This window comes from Marinomonas phaeophyticola, from assembly GCF_026966905.1.
Taxonomy (GTDB): domain Bacteria; phylum Pseudomonadota; class Gammaproteobacteria; order Pseudomonadales; family Marinomonadaceae; genus Marinomonas; species Marinomonas phaeophyticola.
On sequence record NZ_JAPUBN010000017.1, the window covers coordinates 290,505 to 312,952 of the forward strand.

Below are 22,448 nucleotides of genomic sequence, written 5' to 3' on the forward strand. Positions count from 1 at the left end.
CAGCCACCTATAAACGCCATAAGTGACTGAATGGATCTAACACAAGAATTAAAAAGAAAAGAGAATTACAATTTCACTTTGTATTTATCAAATAACCAGTTTACAACCCATGCTTTATCTTCTTCAGAAATATCTAAGGCCGCCTTAAATGCTTTTTGAGCCTCTTCGTGAACCAGTTGCGGATATTCACCTAATACAGCAGAAGATTGCGCTTTAAAATCAGCTGATTGTGTGGCTTTTTCAACCGCATTTCTCCAGGTTTCTACAACCTCTGGGGCCGTTCCTTGTGGAAGAAAAATGCCTTTTTGAGCAGCAAAACCAGCTACAAAGAAGGATTTCCAAACCTTAAACCCTTGTCCTTCAGGCTTTTTACCATGAAGCATTTCATACACTTCAAAGAAATGAGGCAAATCTGGAAAAGTCGGATCTCGTTGAATATCTCCATTTTCATCCAACATACCCCAGGACATAATGGGGATAGCACGCCCCTCTTCCACAAGCGGTATGACTTTTTTCAAGTAAGCCGAACTGGTTTGATAATCAACATTTACTTCACCACGCTCAAAAGCAAGGCGACCAGCACCTCGACCTTTCATTCCAAAAATGGCCTGAACATCAATATCCAATAAATCCATCGCCAATAAAGGCACAAGATCAAGAGAAGTCGCCCCTTGGCTGCCGTACTTTAATTGATGATTTTTTAGCTGCAATAAATCTTTAGCGGAGTTAATGCCAAGGTCAGAGCTTACATAAAACACCCCACCTGTTGGCGATGCCAGCACCACATCCCAATCCTTGTATTCGTACTTAACGCGAATATCACCAAGTAAATAAGGGAACTGTGTAGAGCCAGATGTTCCTAATACATTTAAGCCGTTATTTTTCCCACGACGCTGAAATTGGTTAGCGCCTTTTGTAGAGCCACCACCAGGAATGTTCTTTATAACCACAGTTGGATTACCTGGTAATGCTTTTGAAAGATGTGGACCATAGAACCTAGCCCAAGTATCGGAGCCACCACCCTCTTTAAAAGGGACAATCCATTCGACTCTTTTATCTTCAAAACTGACTTCGGCGGCGGCCTGGTTCGAAACAAGCAAGGCGCTCGAAAGTATAACGGTCGAAGAAAATAAGGTTAGTAATTTTCGTTTTAAAAACAATTTATTATTATTCATGTTTCACTCTCTTATTTTAGATTTTTTATAATTTAGAGAATCAAGTAATCATTTACTTAATAGCAAGTACGGTTAAACTTTAGGGGGTGATCCTGTCAGGAAGCTGACAAAACACCTAAAGAATGACTTTTTTGAAATAGATACCGTACCTTGCATGATTTTTTTCGCCGTTCTAATCAAACCAACACTCAAGATATCAATTGTCTCGGCGTCTTGTTTCATTTTTAAAATCAGATCAATTTTTCCACTAGGGTGTTCTATACGGATCGAGTTTGTCTCATTGGAGGGCGTATCAATTAAGTCACCGATAATGGTTTTTTTATGCACAGCAGCAACACTGATACAAATAGCGCCGGTAACAGAATGGCTAGCATGACAATTCTGTGGGACAAAATAACGGGAGGTAATCGTGCCATCAGATTGTGGCTTTGATAGCAAACCGACTTTAGGTATGACCTTGCCAGTGACATCACCAAACCCCATATCCAGTGCGGCCGCTAATCGAATACGCTCAATCTTAGCCAATAACGCGGCATCAGTATCAAGTTCATCCTTGCTTTCATAACCCGTTTTCTGCAGAGACTCCGCCTTAATTAATACCATTGGCATGGAGGCATCAACGCAGCTCACCTCTATACCTTCGTATACATCACGCGCATTACCTGTTGGGAAGAGTTTTCCTGTTTTGGTACCACAAACATCTAAAAAATTCAAAACAATAGGCGCGGCTGTGCCTGGCACACCATCAATACTGGCATCACCTTCGTATTCCACCACACCATTTGGCGTTTGCACGGTCACCTCTATAAAAGAATCCGTATTCACATTACGAACTCTTACTAATGTTTCGCCATTTTCAGCCGCCACTAAACCGGATTCAATCGCGAATGGCACAGCACCAGATAAAATATTCCCGCAGGAAGGTCCAATATCGATTTTTTGATCTTTAATAGACACCTGCATAAAAAGATAATCTATGTCGGCATTTGGATGATTGGACTTAGATACTATGGCGGATTTACTGGTCAGACTCGTACCACCACCCACACCATTAATTTGCTGTGAATCACCAGAGCCCATCACAGCTAACACTATTTTTTCCTGGGAAGGCCAATCATCAGGTAAATCATTTGCTAGGAAGTAAGGTCCTCTCGATGATCCCCCGCGCATGATGGTACAAGGGACCTTAATTTGATCAGTCATGACAACCTCTTTTCTTTTCTGCTATAGCAAACGCTATAAATGAAATAAAAAGGGAGTATGGGAAATCAAATAATAGTTAATAAGAATCCTATAGTTACCACTGAATATTCAGACATATACTATTATCAATACAACCAAAACTCCCTTGGGAGGTTCAAATGTAGAGAGGAAAGCTGTCAACAAGCTGACTTAGCGCTGGTATTCAAAGGCAGAATTAATAGGTATATCAAAGAACACACGCTGAAATAGGGAAGGTTCGAGGGCTAATCAAAATCTTTCATAAAATATTCCCACTCATTGAGAATGACTTCTCGCTTCATTTTATCGGTAAATATTAATAACGACAGATCCAGAGGAATTGGCCGAAGACTGCTTGAGCTACCGATAAAAACACGTTTTTCTTCCGTAATTAATTCCTGTCGAATTGGATTAAAGCTGGTTTCACTAGAAAGAGCTAATTGCCCTTCGTCAGACAAAATAAAATCGATAAAACGTTTTGCGTCGAATACATTTTGAGCCTTTTTGGGGATGAAGGCACTCCGCATAAAAACGGTTGTGTAGTCTTTTGGAATCACCACTTTTATTTTAGGGTACGATTTTGACCAGGTATTTGCATAAGACCCATTGATATTATAAGCCAATAATAACTCCCCTGTAGACAGTGCTTTCAACATAGAAGAGCTGCTGGTAAAACTGCGGGCATTGGTTTTTCCTAGCACTTCTAATAATCGATAGTAACTGTTTGTTTGTAGACGATCGTGACCTAATACTAAATAACCAATGCCAGTATTTTCAATATCAAAATTGCCGATTTTATTGTTTAATTGATGACTATTTTGCTGGATAAACTGCACCAACTGAGTTCTAGTATGAGGGATATCTTGATCACCTAACACATCGGTATTAAAGGCAAACACGGCTGGCTCAGAGGTGAAACCAAAAATTTGATTGCGCCATGATGCCCCATTCGGTAAACGTTCTGTTTCTGTTGAAGTGTGGCTAATTGCATGGCCATCGTTCACCAGTTTAAACTGTAAATCCATAGCAGAACTTAACATGATATCAGGGTGAGCCACCTCATTTTCTAAAAAGGCATCGTATAACGCATTGGTACTCCATTCTGTATAAACCACCTTTATTGTGGGGTATTTTCTCTGAAAGGCGTTAATAATTGGTGCAATTTCTGGATAATCAGCCGCGCCATAAATCGCTAATACAGAACGTTCAAACACGTCACTTTCAAAACTAAATTTAACACTCGCCGCCTCAATAGACGGAATCAAAAGCAACAACAAAATAAAGACAGGTTTGTTCATAAAGACGCATCCACTAAGGTTAGAAATACCACTTCCACTAGAAGTCCATTTGGATGATTATTCTTTAGCATCAACTGAGCCCCATGATGATCGGCGACCTCTTTTGAAATAGAGAGACCTAATCCGCTCCCGGATTGAAGATTGTTGCTAACGCGATAAAAACGATCAAACACAGATTGTTTCTCTGAATCAGGAATGCCCATACCTTGGTCTGATATCGTTAATTTCGCGATTTTTTTCAATAATGAGAGTGATTTCCACAACACCTTGTTTAGGGCTGTATTTGATGGCATTTTCAATAATATTCTGAAGCATTTTTTTCAGTGCTACTGTATCCCCAACAATCTGGCAATCATCATTAGGGCCGATATACGCTAACTCCACTTTTTGCTGCAAAGCCGTTAACACCTGATCCCGTGACACTTCTTTTATTAACGCACCTAACCATACCTTCTCAAGCGCCTTGCTTTTAAATCGATGGGCTAACAACGCCTGATTTAACAATTGATCTACGGTTCGACTAAGGGATTCACAGGAGTCAATGACCTGAGTGATTTGAGAGTGACGTTTGGGTTTATCATTTTCCATCAGGGCATTTTGAGATTGAGCTAGAATACCTGCTAAGGGAGTGCGCACCTGATGTGCCGTTTCACTGGTAAAGTGCTTTAATCGATCCAAGGTATTTTGCAATTGCATCATGAAGTGATTAATTGTCCGCAATAACTCGCTAATTTCTTTTGGTGCATCGGTATCGATCGGCGTTAAATCCGTAGGCGCACGCTCAGAAAGTACGGTATTTAATCGTCTTATCGGTCTAACGATAAACCAAATAAAGACATAACAAACGGACAACGCAATGGTAAATATAACGCTGACGAGCTGCAGTGCTTTGACACTAATATCATGCGCCATTTCATTTCTGGATTGCAGTGTCTGGGCTAGGTAAACAACCACACCCACCTGTAATTCGCCCTCTATTAATTTTCTCGACAATTTTATAAAACGCACTTTTTCAGCACTGTAAACGCCATCAAAGTATTCGGCTTCATAAGGTCCATCCACTCTACGGATGCGTTTTTTAGGTCGAAATGCGCTCGATAAATCTTCATACCCTGTCAAATGCTGATTATCCGCAATCACTTGATAAAACGCTCTATCATCAGGGGAAAGACTTAACCCTTGAAAAGCAGACACAGGCAAATCCACCACAATGATATTATTAATCAATTTTATATTTTCAACGACTTGCAAAGCCGATCCAAATAACACTCGATCATAAGACAATTGTGCCGCACTTTTTCCATAGGCGTTAGCTATAAAAAAGTCACCCCCGCCAGAGTAATCAACAATAAACTGGCTCCAATAATCAGTTGTTCTCGTATTGACCAATTACTTATTTTAATCATTTTCTATACGTTACAAAGTAGACCAATCATCCTTGCTGTCCTCTACTTTTTCACGCTCCTCAAGCAAATAGCCTAAACCTCGAATGGTTTTAATTTCAACACTTCCGCCTTCTATTTTTTTCTTACCCGGGCAACATAGGTTTCAATCGCATTTTCAGAAGGAAACTCATCAAACCCGTATAAGTGATTAATCAACTCTTCTTTACTGAGCACTCTCCCAAGGTGCTTTGAAAAAATTTCTAATAAGCGGTATTCACGTCGCTTAAATTGTATTTCTTCGCCATCGAGTGAAACACTGCACGCATTGAAATCAATTGCCAGCCGTCCAAACATAAGCGCCGTTTGAGCATTACCCTGATAACGTCTTAGTAAGGCACGACAACGGGCATCAAGCTCACCAAAATCAAATGGTTTCGTGAGATAGTCATCAGCCCCTAAATCCAATAGATTAATGCAGTCTTCTATTTGTGCTCGAGCGGTTAAAATAAGGACAGGAGTATTGTCTTTCCTAATACGTAGATTTTGTAATATTCGAGAGCCACTCATTTCAGGCAAATTTAAATCAAGAATAATTAAGTCATAATTTTGATGCCTTAATATGCTATTTGCCTCATCACCTCGAACAACATGATCGATTCCATGCCCCAGTTTACGGTAATGATCACAGATAGCGTTGCCTAAAACAGCATCATCTTCAATGACTAATAATCTCATTTACAACCTTCTCAATGGATATGTTATCAAGCGAAAATCCGGGTACTTACTGTAAAACAAATACCTACATTGATGTCTTTTAAACACAGTTACATCTCAACTATGCCTATTTTCTTTCCTATGATAAGGTTCTTATCAATAGATAGGCCAGATAATTTATAACATTATATGAGAATTCGATGATCGACGTAGAGGAGTTTTTCACATGGACGTAACCCAATCCCTTAAAGAGGTTTTTGGTTTTGATCATTTCCGTTCAGGCCAACAGGAAACCATTCAGCAATTATTGAATGGCGACTCATCATTGGCCATTTTCCCGACGGGATCTGGTAAATCATTATGTTATCAGTTTACCGCATTGCATTTACCTAATTTAACCCTCGTTGTGTCTCCTCTATTAGCGTTAATGAAAGACCAACTTGCGTTTCTTGAAAAATACGGCATTGCGGCCACCAGCCTCGACTCAAGTGTCACCGCAGACGAATACCAATCACGATTGCAGCAAATTAGACAGGGCAAGATTAAAATTTTAATGGTATCGGTTGAACGTTTCAAAAATGAGCGCTTTCGGCGCTTCATCAAAGACATTCCCATATCAATGTTAGTGGTAGATGAAGCGCATTGCTTGTCAGAATGGGGGCACAACTTTCGTCCAGATTATTTAAAGCTGCCATTTTACCGCCATGAATTACAGATTCCATTAGTACTATTACTAACCGCGACGTCAACCGCTAAAGTAAAACAGGATATGGCGGAAAAGTTTAATATAAAAAAAGAACACATTGTTCAAACAGGGTTTTATAGACCAAATCTTAATATCGATATTAAAAGCGTTAATGAAGAGGACAAAAACCACATCTTGATTGAGACTCTTAAAGTACAATCAGGCTGCGGTATCATATATGTCACCCAACAGCAAACGACAGAAAGCTTAGCGCATACACTGCGTCAGCAAGGGTTCAACGTCGTACCTTACCATGCGGGTATGGAGAGTGAATTTCGTCAACAAGTTCAACAGGACTTTATGCATAATAAGGTCGACCTCATAGTGGCAACCATTGCCTTTGGAATGGGAATAGACAAATCCGATATTCGTTTTGTTATCCATTATGACCTCCCTAAATCCATAGAAAGTTACAGTCAAGAAATTGGACGAGCGGGCCGGGATGGAAAAAAATCCAACTGTATATTGTTGGCCAACTTAGATGGTCTACATACCATTGAAAACTTTATTTATTCTGATACGCCTGAACGCCACAATATTGACGCTCTCATTGATATCATCAAGAAAAATCAGCAGCAAGGCGAGTGGTCAATGCAACTGCTAAAGGTAGCGAACCAATGCAACATTCGACAATTACCCTTTAAAACCATTTTAGTACAACTTGAACTTTTACACGTTATTCAGCCAAAATACAGCTATTTTGCAGAAATCCGGTATCACTTTATTGCAGATAGAAGCGCTATTCTTGGTTCATTTTCGGGTGAACGGCAGCATTTTCTAGAAGCGATATTTAACCATACTCACTTTAAAAGGGTTTGGGGAGACATAGACTTCGACGCGTTATTTCAGCACTATGGCGCTGAGCGCTCAAGGGTAATGACCGCATTAGAGTATTTATCTGAAAAAGGACTGATTGAGTTAACGGCAAAAGGAATGACTGATGTTTACGATGTTCATCTCAACAAGCTAGATCAAGTCTCCTTACCCTTGCACCTAGAGCAATACTTTTTTGAAAAAGAACAAAGTGAAATTAAACGCATCGAATCCCTTATACAATTTTTCGAACTTGAAAGTTGCCTGAATAAAAGCCTCGCACATTACTTTGATGATAAAAAAGCGCCTGAGAATTGCCAGCATTGTTCTGCCTGTCTAGGAAAACCAATAACGTTATCTTACTCAAATCCCCCTTCCTTGCCATCAATGAATTCTATTCAAGAAGCATTAGCGTCACTTTCTGAAGGTGTAAATAAAAAATTCCCAGAGGCAAGCGAATGGATCACACCAAAAGTGCAGTGTCGTTTTCTATTAGGGCTTACTCAACCCCTTTTTAGTAAAATAAAAGCTCGTGAACTGGAAGGATTTGGGCTATGCCATAACCTACGCTATAAAGATACATTAGCGCTAATCGAGAAAATACACAGATAAATCGCAGCACAATAAAGCAAGCAGCCGGCCGTTAACGTCTATTTATTTCCAAAATAGAATATCAAAAACCGAATTTACATTATTTAACACATAAAGATATGTCATCGGTAGATTATAATCTGTATTTATATTAGATTATCGCTAAAGTAATGCAGGGTCCAGATTATTATATTTGATATTAGAACATTATCATTAGTAACAATGCTTGTATGCCTAATGATGTCCGTCGTAATGCTACTACTTGCTCTTATCTATCCTAAAAACGGCAGTACGCGTTTTTGGGCGATCGGCAACAGCTTTATTGCGGCGGGATTATTGCTTCTAGGGCTTAGAAATCACATTCCTGATTTTCTCTCCATTCCAGTAAGCAATACCTTCATTACAATCGGGTATTGCTATATTTTGGCAGGCATTAGTGTGTTTGTTGGACGAAAAATCCCCACTCGATCATTAACCCTCGTATGCCTGACGTTATTTCTTTCCTTCCTTTTCTTTACTGATTTTATGCCTAACCTCACGGCGCGAATCATAATAATTTCACTAACGGTATCCGCACTTGGTTTTGCTAGTGCGTGGCTGTTTTTTATGGATAAAAGAGAAGACTATCGTTTTTTAGAAAATATACTGGCTTGGATTTTTATTCTCCATTCTTGCTACCTCATCTTGCGGGCCACCTTCACTTACTCTGATACTCCCCTATCAAATTTCATGGATGCAAATACCTTACACGCGCTTTCCTTTTTAGACGTTTTTATTTTTTCCATATTAATCACTTTCGGCTTGAGTTTTTTACTGAATACCGAATTACAGGCAAAACTAAGGCACATTAGCGAAACCGACAACCTTACTGGCATATTAAATCGTGGCGCCTTCCTGGCGCTCATTAGAAGTAAAGCAGATACTCATCAGTACCCTATTTCCGTCATGATGATAGACATCGATCATTTCAAAAAAATCAACGATACATACGGACATCAAATGGGTGATACCGCCTTAGCCTTCACCACTGACTTTATTCAAACCCAGCTAGATGAAACGTCTCTTTTTGGTCGTCTTGGAGGAGAAGAGTTTTGCATTGCACTTCCTAATACAACGCTAGCTGAGGCCGAACGTTTAGCCCAAGACCTGCTTGCCTCACTATCAAGCACACCATTAATTAAAGATGGTCATGCCATTAACATAAGCATCAGTATCGGTATAACTGAACATAGTGAGACGATGCTTAATATTGAAGATTCCCTACAACTCGCTGATAAAGCACTTTATAAAGCCAAGGAAGCTGGGCGCAATCGTCTTATAACACATGCGGCCTAGGACGCACATGCTATAGACAGCCAAATTAAAAAGTCGTTGGGTCCGGTTTCATGGTTGGAACCTGTAATTGAACTCGTGCTGTTTTCAAAGTATCATCATCCAACTGCCCGCATTCGTACAGGCTTACCAGCGCAGACCAAGCAATATAACGTGCATCAACCTCGAAATAATCTCTTAGCTCAGGCCTTGCTTCACTAAGCCCAAAACCATCCGTACCTAGAGCGGTAAAAGACTGAGGAAACCAATTAGACACACTACTTGGTAAAGACTTCATAAAGTCACTGCATGCTACAACGACACCTCCTTCATCAAGCATTAGTTGTTCGATGTAATTCTTCTGTGTATTTTCTGGTGTCAATCTATTCTGACGTTCAACTTGATGGGCCTGTCGCAGCAATTCGTTGTAACTGGTCACACTCCAAACATCTGTACTACAAGCATAACTTTCAAGTATTTTTGCGGCTTGCATCACTTCTTGCATTAAACTGCCACTGCCTAAAAGGTGTACTTTATGTCCAGTGAGTTCACTTCTTTGATAACAATACATGCCTTTAATAATGCCTTCTTCAACGTCTTCTGGCATGGCTGGCATCGGGTAATTCTGGTTGTATAATGTAAGGTAATAAAATACATTTTCACCCTCTTGATACATGCTCTTTATGCCCGCTTGCACAATTACTGCTAATTCATAGGCAAAAGCAGGATCATAACTTCTCAAATTGGGAACAGTGGAGGAGAGTACATGAGAATGCCCATCTTGATGTTGTAAACCTTCGCCATTTAGTGTGGTTCGCCCTGCTGTCGCCCCTAATAAGAAACCTTTAGTCATTGAGTCTGAACAGGCCCAGATCATGTCTCCAACTCTCTGAAAACCGAAGATAGAATAGAAGATATAAAACGGGATCATAGGTACCGAAAAATTTGAATAGGCCGTACCAGCCGCTAGAAATGATGCCATTGCCCCTGCCTCACAGATGCCCTCTTGTAAAAGCTGACCGTCTTTAGATTCTTTGTAAGGTAATAATGATGATGCGTCGACAGGATTGTATTTTTGACCTTCACTTGAATAAATACCAAACTGCTTAAATAAGGATTCCATCCCAAACGTTCTCGCTTCATCAGGGACAATAGGAACAACAAATCGCCCCAATGCTTTATCTTTTAAAATAGACGCCAACATTCGGACAAAAGCCATGGTTGTAGATTGCTCTCTTGATGACCCCTCTATTGCAGATTTAAATAAACTTAATGGTGGCGCCGTTAAGTTGGGCTGAGTGGTATCACGGGAAGGTAAATACCCTCCCAATTTTCGTCTATGTCTATGAAGGTACTGAGCTTCGAGACTATCTGCCGCTGGTTTATACAATTCTGCTTTAGCCATTTGCTCATCCGATAACGGAATCCCAAAACGCTTACCAATATCAATTCGTTCTTGCGGGGTAAACTGCTTTTTCTGATGCGCGGTATTCTGCCCTTCTGCCGACGCCCCCATACCGTCACCTTTAACGGTTTTCATTAAGATTACTGTTGGTTTACCTGTATTCTTAGAGGCTTTTTCAAACGCGGCATAGACTTTCTTTCGATCATGCCCTCCACGACGAATCATTCGAATTTCATCATCATTTAGTATGTTCATTAATTGTGCAAGACGGTCATCACCTTCTACCCAATGATCACGTACTGTTTTACCATCAGAGACAGTATAAAATTGATAATCACCATCTACGGCTCTATCCATGCGAGCTTGCAATAAACCGTCCTGATCTCGAGAAAATAATTCATCCCATTCACTGCCCCAGATGACTTTAATAACATTCCAACCAGCACCACGATAACTGCGTTCTAATTCCTGAATAATTTTTCCATTGCCTCTAACAGGTCCATCTAAACGCTGCAAATTACAATTTACGACCATCACTAAATTATCAAGATTATCCCTTGTAGCCATATTAATGGTTCCAAGTACTTCGGGTTCATCGGACTCACCATCACCAATAAAGCACCATACCTTACCGCCGTTTTGAGGCTTCAACCCTCGATTCTCTAAATATTTCATAAATCGAGCTTGATAAATTGCAGACGGTGTTGAAAGTCCCATAGAAGCCGTCGGTAACTGCCAGAAATCCGGTAATCGTCGTGGATGAGGGTATGAAGGCAGGCCTCCCCCGTTTGTAATTCTCGTCTAAAATTTTCCATTTGCTGTGTAGTAAGGCGGTTTTCAAGATAGGCTCTTGCATAAACGCCTGGTGATGAATGAGCTTGTACCATCAAAATATCACCACCATAAGAATCTGATCGATTGCGAAACCAATGGTTAAACCCGACTTCCAACATAGTAGCTGCAGACTGATATGTAGTAATATGGCCACCAACACCCGAACCATTATCATTGGCTTTTAATACCATCGCCATCGCATTCCAACGGATAATATTTTCAATTTTTTGTTCTATCGCAAGATCACCAGGATAGCTAGGTTGCAAATAAGAAGGAATGGTATTTCGATAGGGGGTATTCAGTGTTGCCTCCGTTAAAGCCACCCCTTTTTTAAGCAAATGATCTTGTAGTAAACGTAATATTTCACGGCTTCGCTCTTCTCCTTGCTCGCAACGAATGTACTCAATTGCCTCTAACCAATCACTGTTTTCAAGTGTCAGCTCATCTCTATTATAAGTGTACTTAGCCTTTGTATCATTCATCACCAACCCCTCACTACCCGCTTTTATTGTTTTAAAAATAGTAGCACGACGTAATGAGTGAAAATGGCTAAAAAACAATGTTAATAAACATATAATTGATTTATAACGTCAATATTTAATTATAATTTGACTTAATTATCTAAAAAAAACACATCAATAAAAAACTAAGCAATGCTACTATGATGAGCTGTAACTAATCGTACTTCATAAATATTCAAACTTTAGGAGAGAACATATGCACCCGTTGGATCGCATCGATCGAAAGATTTTAGACATTCTTCAGGAAGATGCTCGAATAAGTGTTGCTGAGATTGCGGAGTTAGTTGGTTTGTCTCAAACGCCTTGCGGAAGACGTATTAAGCAACTCGAAAAGCAAGGGCTAATTGCTAGGCAAATCGTTGTTTTAGACCCGAAGAAAATTGGCCTACCAATGACTATTTTAGTTCAAATATCACTCGAGAAACAAAGTAAGGATAAGTTGAAAATATTTGAAGACGCGGTAATAAACATTCCAGAAGTAATGGAGTGTTATCTAGTAACAGGAAGTCAGTCTGATTATATTTTAAAAGTTGTCACTCGTGATTTAGATCACTATCAACAGCTCTTGCTAGACCACCTAGCCTCCATTGAAGGTGTCAGCTCCATTATTACTAATTTCATAATGCGACAACCTATACATAAGACAGCCTACAATCTGGATCACTTAGGAAAATAAGGACTTGTTCATTTATCTAATAAAGACAGAGATAGGTGCAACAATACTATTCGATATAGTTCAAAAATTAATGAGTTAACCGCAAATATGATTAACCCATTATTACGCTAAAGAAACGAACGTTCTAAGTTTGGTTAGCCGATTTTTGTCATCTCATTTAATGTAAAAGATGTCACAGCACCCTCTGTTGCCGCCATGTATTCAGCTAAATGAGTGTTGCCCATGTGAGTCTGCCAAAGTTCACGCGTTTCCCAGTTTTCATAAAACATAAAATGTGCAGGGTTTGTATTATCTTGATGAAGGTCGTAGTTAATGCAACCGTCTTCTGCACGAGTAATATCGATTAGCTTAATAAGTTCTGCTTTAACTAATTCAATTTTGTCTTCATTAGCAACGATATTAGCAACGATAGTAAGTTGAGCCATTTTAAATTCCTCACTTAGTGATGGTTTATGTTGATTTGATTGAGTGATGATAAGCTCATATTTAACCCAAATAAACCACTTAATAATTGAAACATTATCAAATAAAATTAGATAATCTTTCTTTATTACACATTGTAGTTCCTTAAAAGTACATTTACCTACAGGGTTCTCCTAGCATTAGGCTAGAATTAATGGAAAACTACATGCAAGTTAGGAATTTAATCACGTCTTTATTCATTTCAATAAGGTAATTTCAGATGACAACAGTGGATTATTTAAAGGGGTTTGGCATCACCCTTACTGAGGCTAGAGACTTTATATTAGCGAACATAAATACTCCCAGCGTTATTTTACAAACTTCAGCCGAGTATGGTGTAACCAATCGCATGCTCGCTGAAATTTATGGAGGTGTGAGCTTACAAGAGGTGATTAATTTTTTTGACCAAGCCGGGTTAAACAGTCGAGTACTCGATTTAGTAGTAAGCAATGTTGAAATATTTAGCCACCAAGATTTAGACCTTAATACAGACTCAATACAGCCATTAAATAGTACTAATATAAATGCACTAGCGTCTGGAGATTATTGGTCAAACAACACCCTTACTTATAGTTTTAATACATCTTTCCCAGAATACTATTATTCCGCACTATCAAGCAGCTATCTATCAACGGGACCTCAGGGCGGATGGCAAGAATTGAGTTTAGCAGCGCAAATGGCCGTAAAAGATGTATTACAAGACACCTCCAACTTGACTTTACTTAGCTTTTCAGAAGTAGCATCAACCCAAGGAGACATTAATTTTAATACATTAACATTTTCAGGCAGCACAGATGGATTTGCCTATTATCCGTCGGTTTCTCCTATTGGAGGAGAGGTTTTTCTTAACAACGTCTACCAAACAACTGATGACTATAAGGCAGGTGGTACAGCGCTGAATACCTTAGCTCATGAATTAGGACATGCCTTAGGTTTGAAGCATTCTTTTGAAAAACCAAACTCGTTAGCCAGTAACTTTGAAAATTCAGATTACTCAATCATGTCTTATACAGATGTCAGAGAAGTTATACCGATTTTTGACTATAATCCATCAACCTTAGGAATAAACGTCGTATACAGTCAAGATGCGCTAAGAGACGCCTTTAGTCTACTTGATGTCGCCGCACTACAAGCTATCTATGGTGTTAATACCACTTATGCAACAGAAGACAATACCTATTCACTGTCATTTGCAGATAAAAAATACCTAACAATTTGGGATGCTGGTGGAACAGATACAATCAATGTATCGAACACAAAAGGAAATAGCCATATTGACTTAAGGGCTGGACAGCATTCTTCTGTCGATATAAGAGATATTGACCAGCAAATAGCAGATACATTAACGTGGCTTGATGATCAACAGGCGCCAGACTTTTCAGATTGGATACATGATGTTTATAACGATAACGCGGACTCAATTTATACAGGTCAAAATAATCTTTCAATTGCATTTGGCGTTTGGATAGAAAACGTATTAACGGGATCAGGTAATGATATCGTCCGTGACAATGCTGTAAACAACGTGATTAATACGGGATCAGGTAATGATATTATCCAACTATATGATGGTGGTTACGATATAGTGAACGGTGGTGATGGTATTGATACTGTCTATGTAGATGAATCTTCATCCGCCGTCAATTACGTTCAATCAAACAACGGTTACACTCTTTTAGGAGAGAACTTTGCAGCCGAAATCGTAGGGGTCGAGACACTCGTATTTAATGACAACGTTAGTATTATGCTCTCGTAAAGCAAAAGCCGTAGCAAATTTTTTACTTAATTTATAAAAAGACAAGCCACTAAGTAGCCGCTTGTCTTTTTGTATTTCTTATACGGATGTCCCCGCAGTAAAAAGCTCTTTACGCAAGCGCTTCTTCTGAATATAGACAATCAACATAACGAGCAAGAAAGCAGGTACAAAAAACCATTCTTTATTTGGTCTTGTTGCCTCTACTTGAAATTGAGTGATTTCCCAATCAAAATCTAGCCCCTGCTGTTCTGCAAATTGACCAAACATCAGGTTATCGATAAATATACGATCGTCTTCCTCTCTGATTTCTAAACCTGCACCTGCTGCCAACCGGTCTTGAGCATCACCTTGAAGGTCTAATGGCATAATGACTGTTTTTTCAATCCAACGACCATCTATATTTTCTCCTTCAACCGACACTCTCATGAAATGAAGGTCATCATGGTTTTCTATATAAGTTAGCATTTGATTCGCCTGATAAACCTCATAAGGTTCCATTATTTGATCCAACCAAAATCCTGGGCGGAACAAGGTAAACGCAACCAAGATCAACAACGCGCTCTCATACCATCGACTACGGACCATAAAATACCCCTGTGTCGCTGCGGCAAAGATCAACATGGCCGCTAAAGACACAAAAAACACGATGACACCTTGAATAAAGGTCACATCTATCAGCAATAAGTCCGTATTAAAGATAAACAGAAAGGGTAGTAATGCAGTTCTCATGGAATAGAAAAAGGCAGTAAAACCGGTCTTAATGGGGTCACCACCCGATACGGCAGCAGCAGCGAAGGAAGCCAACCCTACAGGTGGCGTCACATCCGCCATGATACCAAAATAGAAAACGAACATGTGAATAGCCACTAAAGGAACAATCAAACCATTTTGTGAACCTAGCTCCACCACCACACTGGCCATCAAAGAAGAAACGACGATATAGTTTGCAGTTGTTGGCAGCCCCATTCCAAGTACCAGTGAAATCAAAGCCACCATTAATAACATGATGATTAATACACCACCGGAAACGAGTTCAACAAATTCAGCCATCACCTGACCAATTCCAGTTAATGTAACTGTACCTACAATGATACCAGCGGTCGCTGTCGCAACACCGATGCCAATCATATTACGAGCCCCAGTGTTGAGCCCATCAACCAAGTCTAACAATCCTGCAATAACATGACTTTTGATATTGTCTTGCTGTCTAAACCACGCTTTTAGCGGCTTTTGCGTAATGAGAATAAACGCCATTAACATACTAGCCCAAAAAGCAGACAAACCAGGGGATTTACGCTCTACCATTAGAAACCAGATCAACAAGACTAAAGGCACTAAGTAATATAAACCGGCCTTATAAATGTCACTAAATAGAGGCAAACGTACAATTTCTGTATCCGGGTGATCCATATGTAAATCATCTGATTTTGCAGACAAATACAACAATCCAATGTAGCCAAAAACCACCAGCATTAATAACCCGATATTTGCAATATCACCTAACAGCCAACGAATTGCCATAACCACGTAATACAAAGCCCCGGCAAGAATAAGTAAACTGGCGGTAATAATGCCACTTCTCAGCACTTGCATTTTCCAACCACGAGCAGGTGTCACTCTAGGCAGGCCTTGCATATTGCTTTTTAGTGCTTCTAAATGAACGATGTATAATAAGGCAATGTAGGAAATCGTCGCGGGCAGAAAAGCATGTTTAACCACTTCAATATAAGAGATACCAACGTATTCCACCATCAAGAAAGCAACAGCCCCCATTACTGGCGGCATAATGACACCATTTACGGAAGATGAGACCTCTACCGCGCCGGCTTTTTCTGCACTAAAACCTACTTTTTTCATTAGTGGAATCGTAAAAGTGCCAGTTGTAACGACATTCGCTATAGAGGAACCAGAAATCAAACCCGTCATTGCGGACGATAAAACGGCCGCCTTTGCTGGTCCTCCTCGCATGTGTCCAAGTAACGAAAAAGCCACTTGAATAAAGTAATTGCCAGCACCAGCCTGATTTAATAGCGCACCAAACAGAACGAACAAAAAGACAAAACCGGAAGAAACCCCTAGAGCAATACCAAAAACACCTTCAGTAGTTAACCACATATGAGTCATGGCTTTTTCTATTGAAGCGCCTTTCCAACGTAAAATTTCAGGCACATATTCGCTATCACCAAAAAATACATAAGCTAAAAAGAATAAAGCCACCACCACTAATGGGGGGCCAAGACTTCGACGAGCGGCTTCAAGTGTCAATACGATACCTATCGCCGCCACAATCAGATCTACTGTCGTTGGTAAACCTGGACGCATCGCCAAATCTTCATAAAACAAAAATAAGTAGGCAGCACAGAAAGCCGCAATGAATGCCAGAATGTAGTCAATATACGGAATACGACTTCTTGGACTTGATTTAAAAGCAGGAAAGGCAAAAAAGGCCAACGAGACAGCAAATGCTAAATGCAAAGCTCGAGACTCAGTATCATTTAAAAAGCCAATGCCAAATTGAGAAGGCAAAGGAGAACCAATCCACAATTGAAACAATGACCAAATAAGCGGTAATGTTAGCAACAAAGCAATCGCAAAACGGCTTTTGGGTTGGCGGTTTCCTGTATCCGCTTCAGCAATAAGATCGTCTAAATCTTCTGCTGTTGGGGACCCGTTTGTATTCATAGACATACAAGCTCCAGAAACAAAGCATTCTAGTTTATGTACTCAACCTAATGCTTATTTTAGCAAGCACTACGAAATTGAATACTAAGCAATCGAACACTAAGTAATTAGAATAAAAAGGTAGGGAGTGTTATTTAGAATCAACGAACGACCTAAATGGCCGTCCGCTTTATAGCTATTGATTTAGGATCAACACAAACTTATTTCAAATACCCTTTTTCACGGTAGTACTTCTCAGCACCTGGATGTAAAGGTGCAACCAATGAAGAACTGGCCATTTCTACAGGGTCAAGGTTAGCGAATGCAGGGTGTAAACGTTTGAAAGAAGAAAAATTCTCGAAGACGGCTTTCGTTAATTCATACACAACCTTTTCAGACACATCTGAGGAGGTAACCAAGGTAGCTTTTGGACCAAATGTTGGTACATCATTTTCATTACCTGAATACATACCACCTGGAATAATAGCGGATGAAAATTCATTGCGTGTCAACATAATGCTTTTGGCCGCATTATCATTCATCGGAATCATGTTAATGTCACAGGTAGTGGTTGCCTCTTGCGCGGATCCATTAGGTAAGCCTGACAGCCAAATTGTCACATCAAACTTATCATCGCATAAGGCTTGCGCCTGTTCAGATGACTTCAATTCAGCCGCAATCGCAAAAGTATCTTTTGTCCAACCTTTTTCAGCCATCAAAAGATCCATCATTGAACGGTTACCTGAACCAGGATTACCAATATTTACTCGTTTACCTTGTAAATCATCAAAGGTTTTAATACCAGAATCTGCCCTAGCCATCATATGAATGGGCTCTGGGTGCAATGAGAAGACCGAACGCAATTTAGGATAAGGTTTGCCCTCAAATTGTCCGATACCAGCAAGAGCAGCAGCTTGAACATCTGATTGAGCGATACCAAACTCTAATTCTCCAGCACGAATACTGTTGACGTTATAGCCAGAACCACCTGTCGATTCTACCGAACAGCGAATACCCGTTGTTTTACGCTCTTTATTTAGCATTCGGCAAATGGAACCACCGGCAGGATAATACACACCCGTTACACCACCAGTTCCAATAGAAACAAACTGTGTGCCTGCCGCGGTTACCAGAGTCGATGCTCCTACAAATGCAGGTACAATTAATGATTTAAGAATTGTTTTTTTAATGGTCATATCACCCTCTTTTACATTTTAATATTAATGCTTACAGTTAACTGACATAGCAAGGGGTGTGCCAAGCACCGAAATAACCTTAACCTAATGAAAAATAACAATTTTATTTAGTATCTTAAAAATTGCTCCAGATTTTTTATAACTTTAGTTATAGCAAGTAACTTTACATAACCTTGTTCAAGACATGACTAGTGAAAATCGCATTGATATTACTGAAGAAAACCAGTTCATAACCAAAGCTATATTAATAACAACAACTATAATATAAGTTATACGCCTAATCGGTTTGCCCCAAATATTTGAATCATTCACGTTAAGTGCTAAGGTACGGCGCTGTTTTCTTCAACAAAGCACAATTCAATTATCATGTTAGGCTGCTATATGATCAAAAAACTTTCAGAATCCGGCTTTTATCCTTACTGTTTTTTTCTCATCATATTGATCTTTTCAACTTCAACTCTAGCGAATACTATTGAGCCCGCACCCCAAGTTTCCTTAAAAGAAAGTGGCCTTTTGATAGCAGAAAACGCGTTATCACAAGGCTTAACCATTAATATTGCCGCCGACAGTAACTATCCTCCCTACGAATTTCTTAACGATCAAGGAGAACCTGCTGGCTACAGTGTGGAATTAACCAAAGCGATCGCTCAGGTGATGGGATTTAAAGTCAACATTGTTATGACCGATTGGCAAAATGCGTTACGCGGTTTATATAGTGGTGAATTTGATGCACTTCAGAACATCGCCTACTCTGATGAAAGAGCGAAAAGCATTATTTTTTCCCCTCCTCACTCCATTGCCAACCAAGCCATTTTTGCTCGTACTGAGGATCCAAAAATTCACTCCCTTGAAGCCTTAAAGAATAAGACTGTGCTCGTGCAAAATGCCAGTATTATGCATGAGTACCTTATAGCAAAAAACATTGACGCGGTTATCGTCCCGACAAAAACGCATACTGATGCATTAAGGCAATTGTCCGCTGGCAAATATGATTTTGCACTTGTCGCAAATCTACCTAGTCTCTATTTAAGTAAAGAGTTTAATTTGAATAACATTCAACCCATCTTTAACCCAGTTGATGGGCAACGCTTAAGTTATGGGGCTTTAGCAGGAAACGAAGATTTAATCGCTCGTTTCAGTGAAGGCCTCGCGATTTTAAAAAACACGGGCGTGCAACAAAAAATATACGATAAGTGGCTAGGTGCACTTGAAAATAAAAAATCTTTACTTAAAACTATTGGGCCCGTTGCTATCTACATACTGGGCTTTTTAGGGTTAATTTTTATTGGCATCATTGTCTGGAACAGTATGCTTAGAAAAGAAGTTGAAAAGCGTTCTCAACAACTCAAAGCCCAACAACAACAATTAATTCAAGCGGATAAAATGGCGTCTTTAGGTGTTTTAGTTTCAGGAGTGGCTCATGAAATCAATAACCCGACAGGTCTTTTGATTGTCAACTTACCTTTACTAAAATCCGCTTGGGAAGATGCTTTACCCTATTTAGAACGCCTGCAGGAAAATGAACCCATTTCTCTTGCTGGGTTGTCGTTCGAAAGAATAAAAACAGAAATGCCATATATAATTGATGAGATGAACCACAGTACAATCAAAATCAGAGACATTGTTAATGATCTTAAAGATTTTGCTCGTATAGAATCTGAGGACAACAAAAGCCATGTTTCACTAAATCACTTGGTCTCTACCGCGGTGAGATTGGTCGATACCTCTATACGCAATGCCACAACTCAGTTCGAGCTCAGCCTAGATCCAAAGAATCCTCATATTTATGCTAATGCCCAACGTATTGAGCAAGTCATCATTAACCTTCTAATCAATGCCTGTGATGCACTTGAGGATACAACGAAACGCATTCGGCTCACCACATCCTACTACGAAGACCAACAAAGCGTTATTATGAAATTTGAAGATCAGGGCCATGGCATTAAAGAAGAGCATTTATCTCGGTTAAGTGAACCCTTTTTTACAACAAAAAGAGACATTGGTGGTACCGGGCTTGGGCTCTCTGTTTCATCAGGTATTATCGCGTCTCATCATGGTTCGATCAGTTTTAATTCAGCTATAGGCATAGGCACAACAGTAACGGTGACCTTGCCAGTAGTACAAACCATTACTTGATCTATTATAGAAGCGGATACTCACCCTAGCCATTAATTACAAAGACAACAAACTCGCCATTATGAGAGCAACATTATGACCATAGCCGCTCACATCTACCCACAATTTAAAATTTTATTAGTGGATGATGAAATTCCTTTTTTACGCAGTACATTACTCAGTTTTGAACGACATGGTTTTACCAACTTGGTTTCTTGTTCTCAACCTGAGCAAGTCCCCTCTTTAATGAATGAGCACAATATCGGCTTAGTTTTGCTTGATCTAACCATGCCTAACGTCTCAGGAAAAGAGTTACTGACTTGGCTTAATGAAGAATACCCTGACGTTTGTGTCATTATTTTAAGTGGCATAAATCAGCTAGATACTGCAGTAGAATGCGTGAAACTGGGTGCTTTTGACTATTTTGTTAAAACCTCCGATCCTAGTGAAATTTTAGAAGGTTTAAAAAGGGCTATACGAACTCAAGAGCTTTCTATTGAAAACCAAGCATTACGCCGCAAAGTACTCTCCAATGACGTATTTTCACCGGAAGCATTTACCCGCTTTGTCACAGCGGATGCCAATATGTGGTCCATTTTTCAGTATTTAGAATCCATTGCTACCACCCGTCATCCGGTTTTGATCATGGGTGAAAGCGGTGTAGGAAAAGAATTAATCGCCCAAGCAACGCATGATTTAAGCCAAAGAAAAGGGCCTCTCATCACGGTAAATATCGCAGGATTAGACGATAATATTTTTGCCGACACTCTTTTCGGTCATAATAAAGGCGCTTTTACTGGGGCGGATAAAGACCGTTCTGGACTGATAGAGAAAGCCAGTGAAGGCACATTATTTTTGGATGAGATAGGCGATTTAAGCGCTTCATCACAGGTCAAATTATTAAGACTTTTACAAGAAGGCGAATATTATCCTTTGGGCAGTGATAAACCAAAACGTTCTCAAGCTCGAATTATCGTCGCCACTCATCAAAACCTTGAACACTTGCAAATAGAAGGTAAATTTCGAAAGGACCTCTATTATCGATTAAAAATACACATGGTCACCATTCCTCCACTGAGACATCGCCTCTCAGATTTACCTATATTGATCGAACATTTTATCAAACAAGCCTGTGAAGATATGTCCATTGATACCTTGTCATATGATAATTCACTCCCATCACAACTGTCACATTATGCATTTCCAGGAAATACAAGAGAATTAAAATCCTTGATATTTGATGCTGTAAGTCGTTCTCAAAATGGACAGCTTAATAAATCGGCCTTCAAACATTTATTTGTTCAAGATAGCCTTTTAGAACAACAAGAGCCGGTTGCAATTTTTCCGAACAATACTAGGTTACCGACTCTTTCGGCATTAGCGGATCAACTAGTAAAAGAAGCCATGAATCGTTCTAACAACAACCAATCAACTGCTTCTCAGATGCTTGGCATTTCTCAACCCGCGTTAAGTAAGAGACTAAAGAATATGAACAAGACAGGCCGCTAAGTTCATACTTTGTGACTGGTGATTTAACAGGGCAGTAAGTAATTTTACCTAAACTTCTCT

The 22,448-nt window shown here is 39.7% G+C and carries 17 protein-coding genes; 6 read left to right on the top strand and 11 right to left on the bottom strand.

The window, feature by feature from the left end:
- Window positions 1-65 precede the first annotated feature (65 nt).
- From O1D97_RS12660 to O1D97_RS12685, 6 genes are all read right to left on the bottom strand, one after another.
- Window positions 66-1,175 carry a Bug family tripartite tricarboxylate transporter substrate binding protein gene (locus O1D97_RS12660; RefSeq protein ID WP_269126064.1) on the bottom strand — a complete coding sequence of 370 codons (1,110 nt, stop codon included), beginning with the start codon at window positions 1,173-1,175 and terminating at the stop codon, window positions 66-68.
- 72 nt (window positions 1,176-1,247) lie between these two features.
- Window positions 1,248-2,378 carry a 4-oxalomesaconate tautomerase gene (locus O1D97_RS12665; protein ID WP_269126066.1) on the bottom strand — a complete coding sequence of 377 codons (1,131 nt, stop codon included), beginning with the start codon at window positions 2,376-2,378 and terminating at the stop codon, window positions 1,248-1,250.
- Between the two features lie 263 nt (window positions 2,379-2,641).
- Entirely contained in the window at window positions 2,642-3,694 is a 1,053-nt protein-coding gene (locus O1D97_RS12670; RefSeq protein ID WP_269126067.1) for an ABC transporter substrate-binding protein, read from the bottom strand.
- Window positions 3,691-3,897 (bottom strand): sensor histidine kinase, encoded by a 207-nt coding sequence (locus tag O1D97_RS12675; RefSeq protein ID WP_269126069.1) that lies wholly within the window; start codon window positions 3,895-3,897, stop codon window positions 3,691-3,693. Before O1D97_RS12675 ends, O1D97_RS12670 begins: the two co-directional genes overlap by 4 nt.
- A complete protein-coding gene (locus O1D97_RS12680; protein ID WP_269126071.1) occupies window positions 3,884-5,083 on the bottom strand; it encodes a sensor histidine kinase in 1,200 nt (399 codons plus the stop codon). Before O1D97_RS12680 ends, O1D97_RS12675 begins: the two co-directional genes overlap by 14 nt.
- Before the next feature lie 128 nt (window positions 5,084-5,211).
- On the bottom strand, window positions 5,212-5,814 hold the full coding sequence (locus O1D97_RS12685; RefSeq protein ID WP_330221482.1) for a response regulator transcription factor: 603 nt from the start codon (window positions 5,812-5,814) through the stop codon (window positions 5,212-5,214).
- Between the two features lie 205 nt (window positions 5,815-6,019).
- On the opposite strand from O1D97_RS12685, the gene O1D97_RS12690 reads away from it, so the two are divergent.
- A complete protein-coding gene (locus O1D97_RS12690; RefSeq protein WP_269126072.1) occupies window positions 6,020-7,963 on the top strand; it encodes a RecQ family ATP-dependent DNA helicase in 1,944 nt (647 codons plus the stop codon).
- Between the two features lie 216 nt (window positions 7,964-8,179).
- Window positions 8,180-9,277 (top strand): GGDEF domain-containing protein, encoded by a 1,098-nt coding sequence (locus O1D97_RS12695; protein ID WP_269126074.1) that lies wholly within the window; start codon window positions 8,180-8,182, stop codon window positions 9,275-9,277.
- A gap of 25 nt (window positions 9,278-9,302) precedes the next feature.
- Here O1D97_RS12695 and aceE read toward each other — a convergent pair whose 3' ends face one another.
- Window positions 9,303-11,435 carry a pyruvate dehydrogenase (acetyl-transferring), homodimeric type gene (gene aceE, locus O1D97_RS12700; RefSeq protein WP_269126118.1) on the bottom strand — a complete coding sequence of 711 codons (2,133 nt, stop codon included), beginning with the start codon at window positions 11,433-11,435 and terminating at the stop codon, window positions 9,303-9,305.
- The gene (locus O1D97_RS12705; RefSeq protein WP_269126076.1) at window positions 11,330-11,974 is read right to left on the bottom strand and encodes a hypothetical protein; all 645 of its coding nucleotides are present in this window, start codon (window positions 11,972-11,974) and stop codon (window positions 11,330-11,332) included. Before O1D97_RS12705 ends, aceE begins: the two co-directional genes overlap by 106 nt.
- 235 nt (window positions 11,975-12,209) lie before the next feature.
- On the opposite strand from O1D97_RS12705, the gene O1D97_RS12710 reads away from it, so the two are divergent.
- Window positions 12,210-12,689 (top strand): Lrp/AsnC family transcriptional regulator, encoded by a 480-nt coding sequence (locus O1D97_RS12710; protein ID WP_269126077.1) that lies wholly within the window; start codon window positions 12,210-12,212, stop codon window positions 12,687-12,689.
- A gap of 134 nt (window positions 12,690-12,823) precedes the next feature.
- Here O1D97_RS12710 and O1D97_RS12715 read toward each other — a convergent pair whose 3' ends face one another.
- On the bottom strand, window positions 12,824-13,114 hold the full coding sequence (locus O1D97_RS12715; protein ID WP_269126078.1) for a putative quinol monooxygenase: 291 nt from the start codon (window positions 13,112-13,114) through the stop codon (window positions 12,824-12,826).
- A 257-nt stretch (window positions 13,115-13,371) separates the two neighbouring features.
- On the opposite strand from O1D97_RS12715, the gene O1D97_RS12720 reads away from it, so the two are divergent.
- On the top strand, window positions 13,372-14,907 hold the full coding sequence (locus O1D97_RS12720; protein ID WP_269126080.1) for a M10 family metallopeptidase: 1,536 nt from the start codon (window positions 13,372-13,374) through the stop codon (window positions 14,905-14,907).
- Window positions 14,908-14,985: 78 nt separating this feature from the next.
- Here O1D97_RS12720 and O1D97_RS12725 read toward each other — a convergent pair whose 3' ends face one another.
- Window positions 14,986-17,595, bottom strand: coding sequence for a TRAP transporter permease (locus tag O1D97_RS12725; RefSeq protein WP_269126082.1), 2,610 nt, complete (start codon window positions 17,593-17,595; stop codon window positions 14,986-14,988).
- 194 nt (window positions 17,596-17,789) lie between these two features.
- Window positions 17,790-18,764, bottom strand: coding sequence for a TAXI family TRAP transporter solute-binding subunit (locus O1D97_RS12730; protein ID WP_269126084.1), 975 nt, complete (start codon window positions 18,762-18,764; stop codon window positions 17,790-17,792).
- A gap of 381 nt (window positions 18,765-19,145) precedes the next feature.
- On the opposite strand from O1D97_RS12730, the gene O1D97_RS12735 reads away from it, so the two are divergent.
- Complete coding sequence (locus tag O1D97_RS12735; protein WP_269126086.1) at window positions 19,146-20,900, top strand: transporter substrate-binding domain-containing protein; 1,755 nt, start codon at window positions 19,146-19,148, stop codon at window positions 20,898-20,900.
- Between the two features lie 75 nt (window positions 20,901-20,975).
- Window positions 20,976-22,388 (top strand): sigma-54-dependent transcriptional regulator, encoded by a 1,413-nt coding sequence (locus tag O1D97_RS12740; protein WP_330221483.1) that lies wholly within the window; start codon window positions 20,976-20,978, stop codon window positions 22,386-22,388.
- Window positions 22,389-22,448 lie beyond the last annotated feature (60 nt).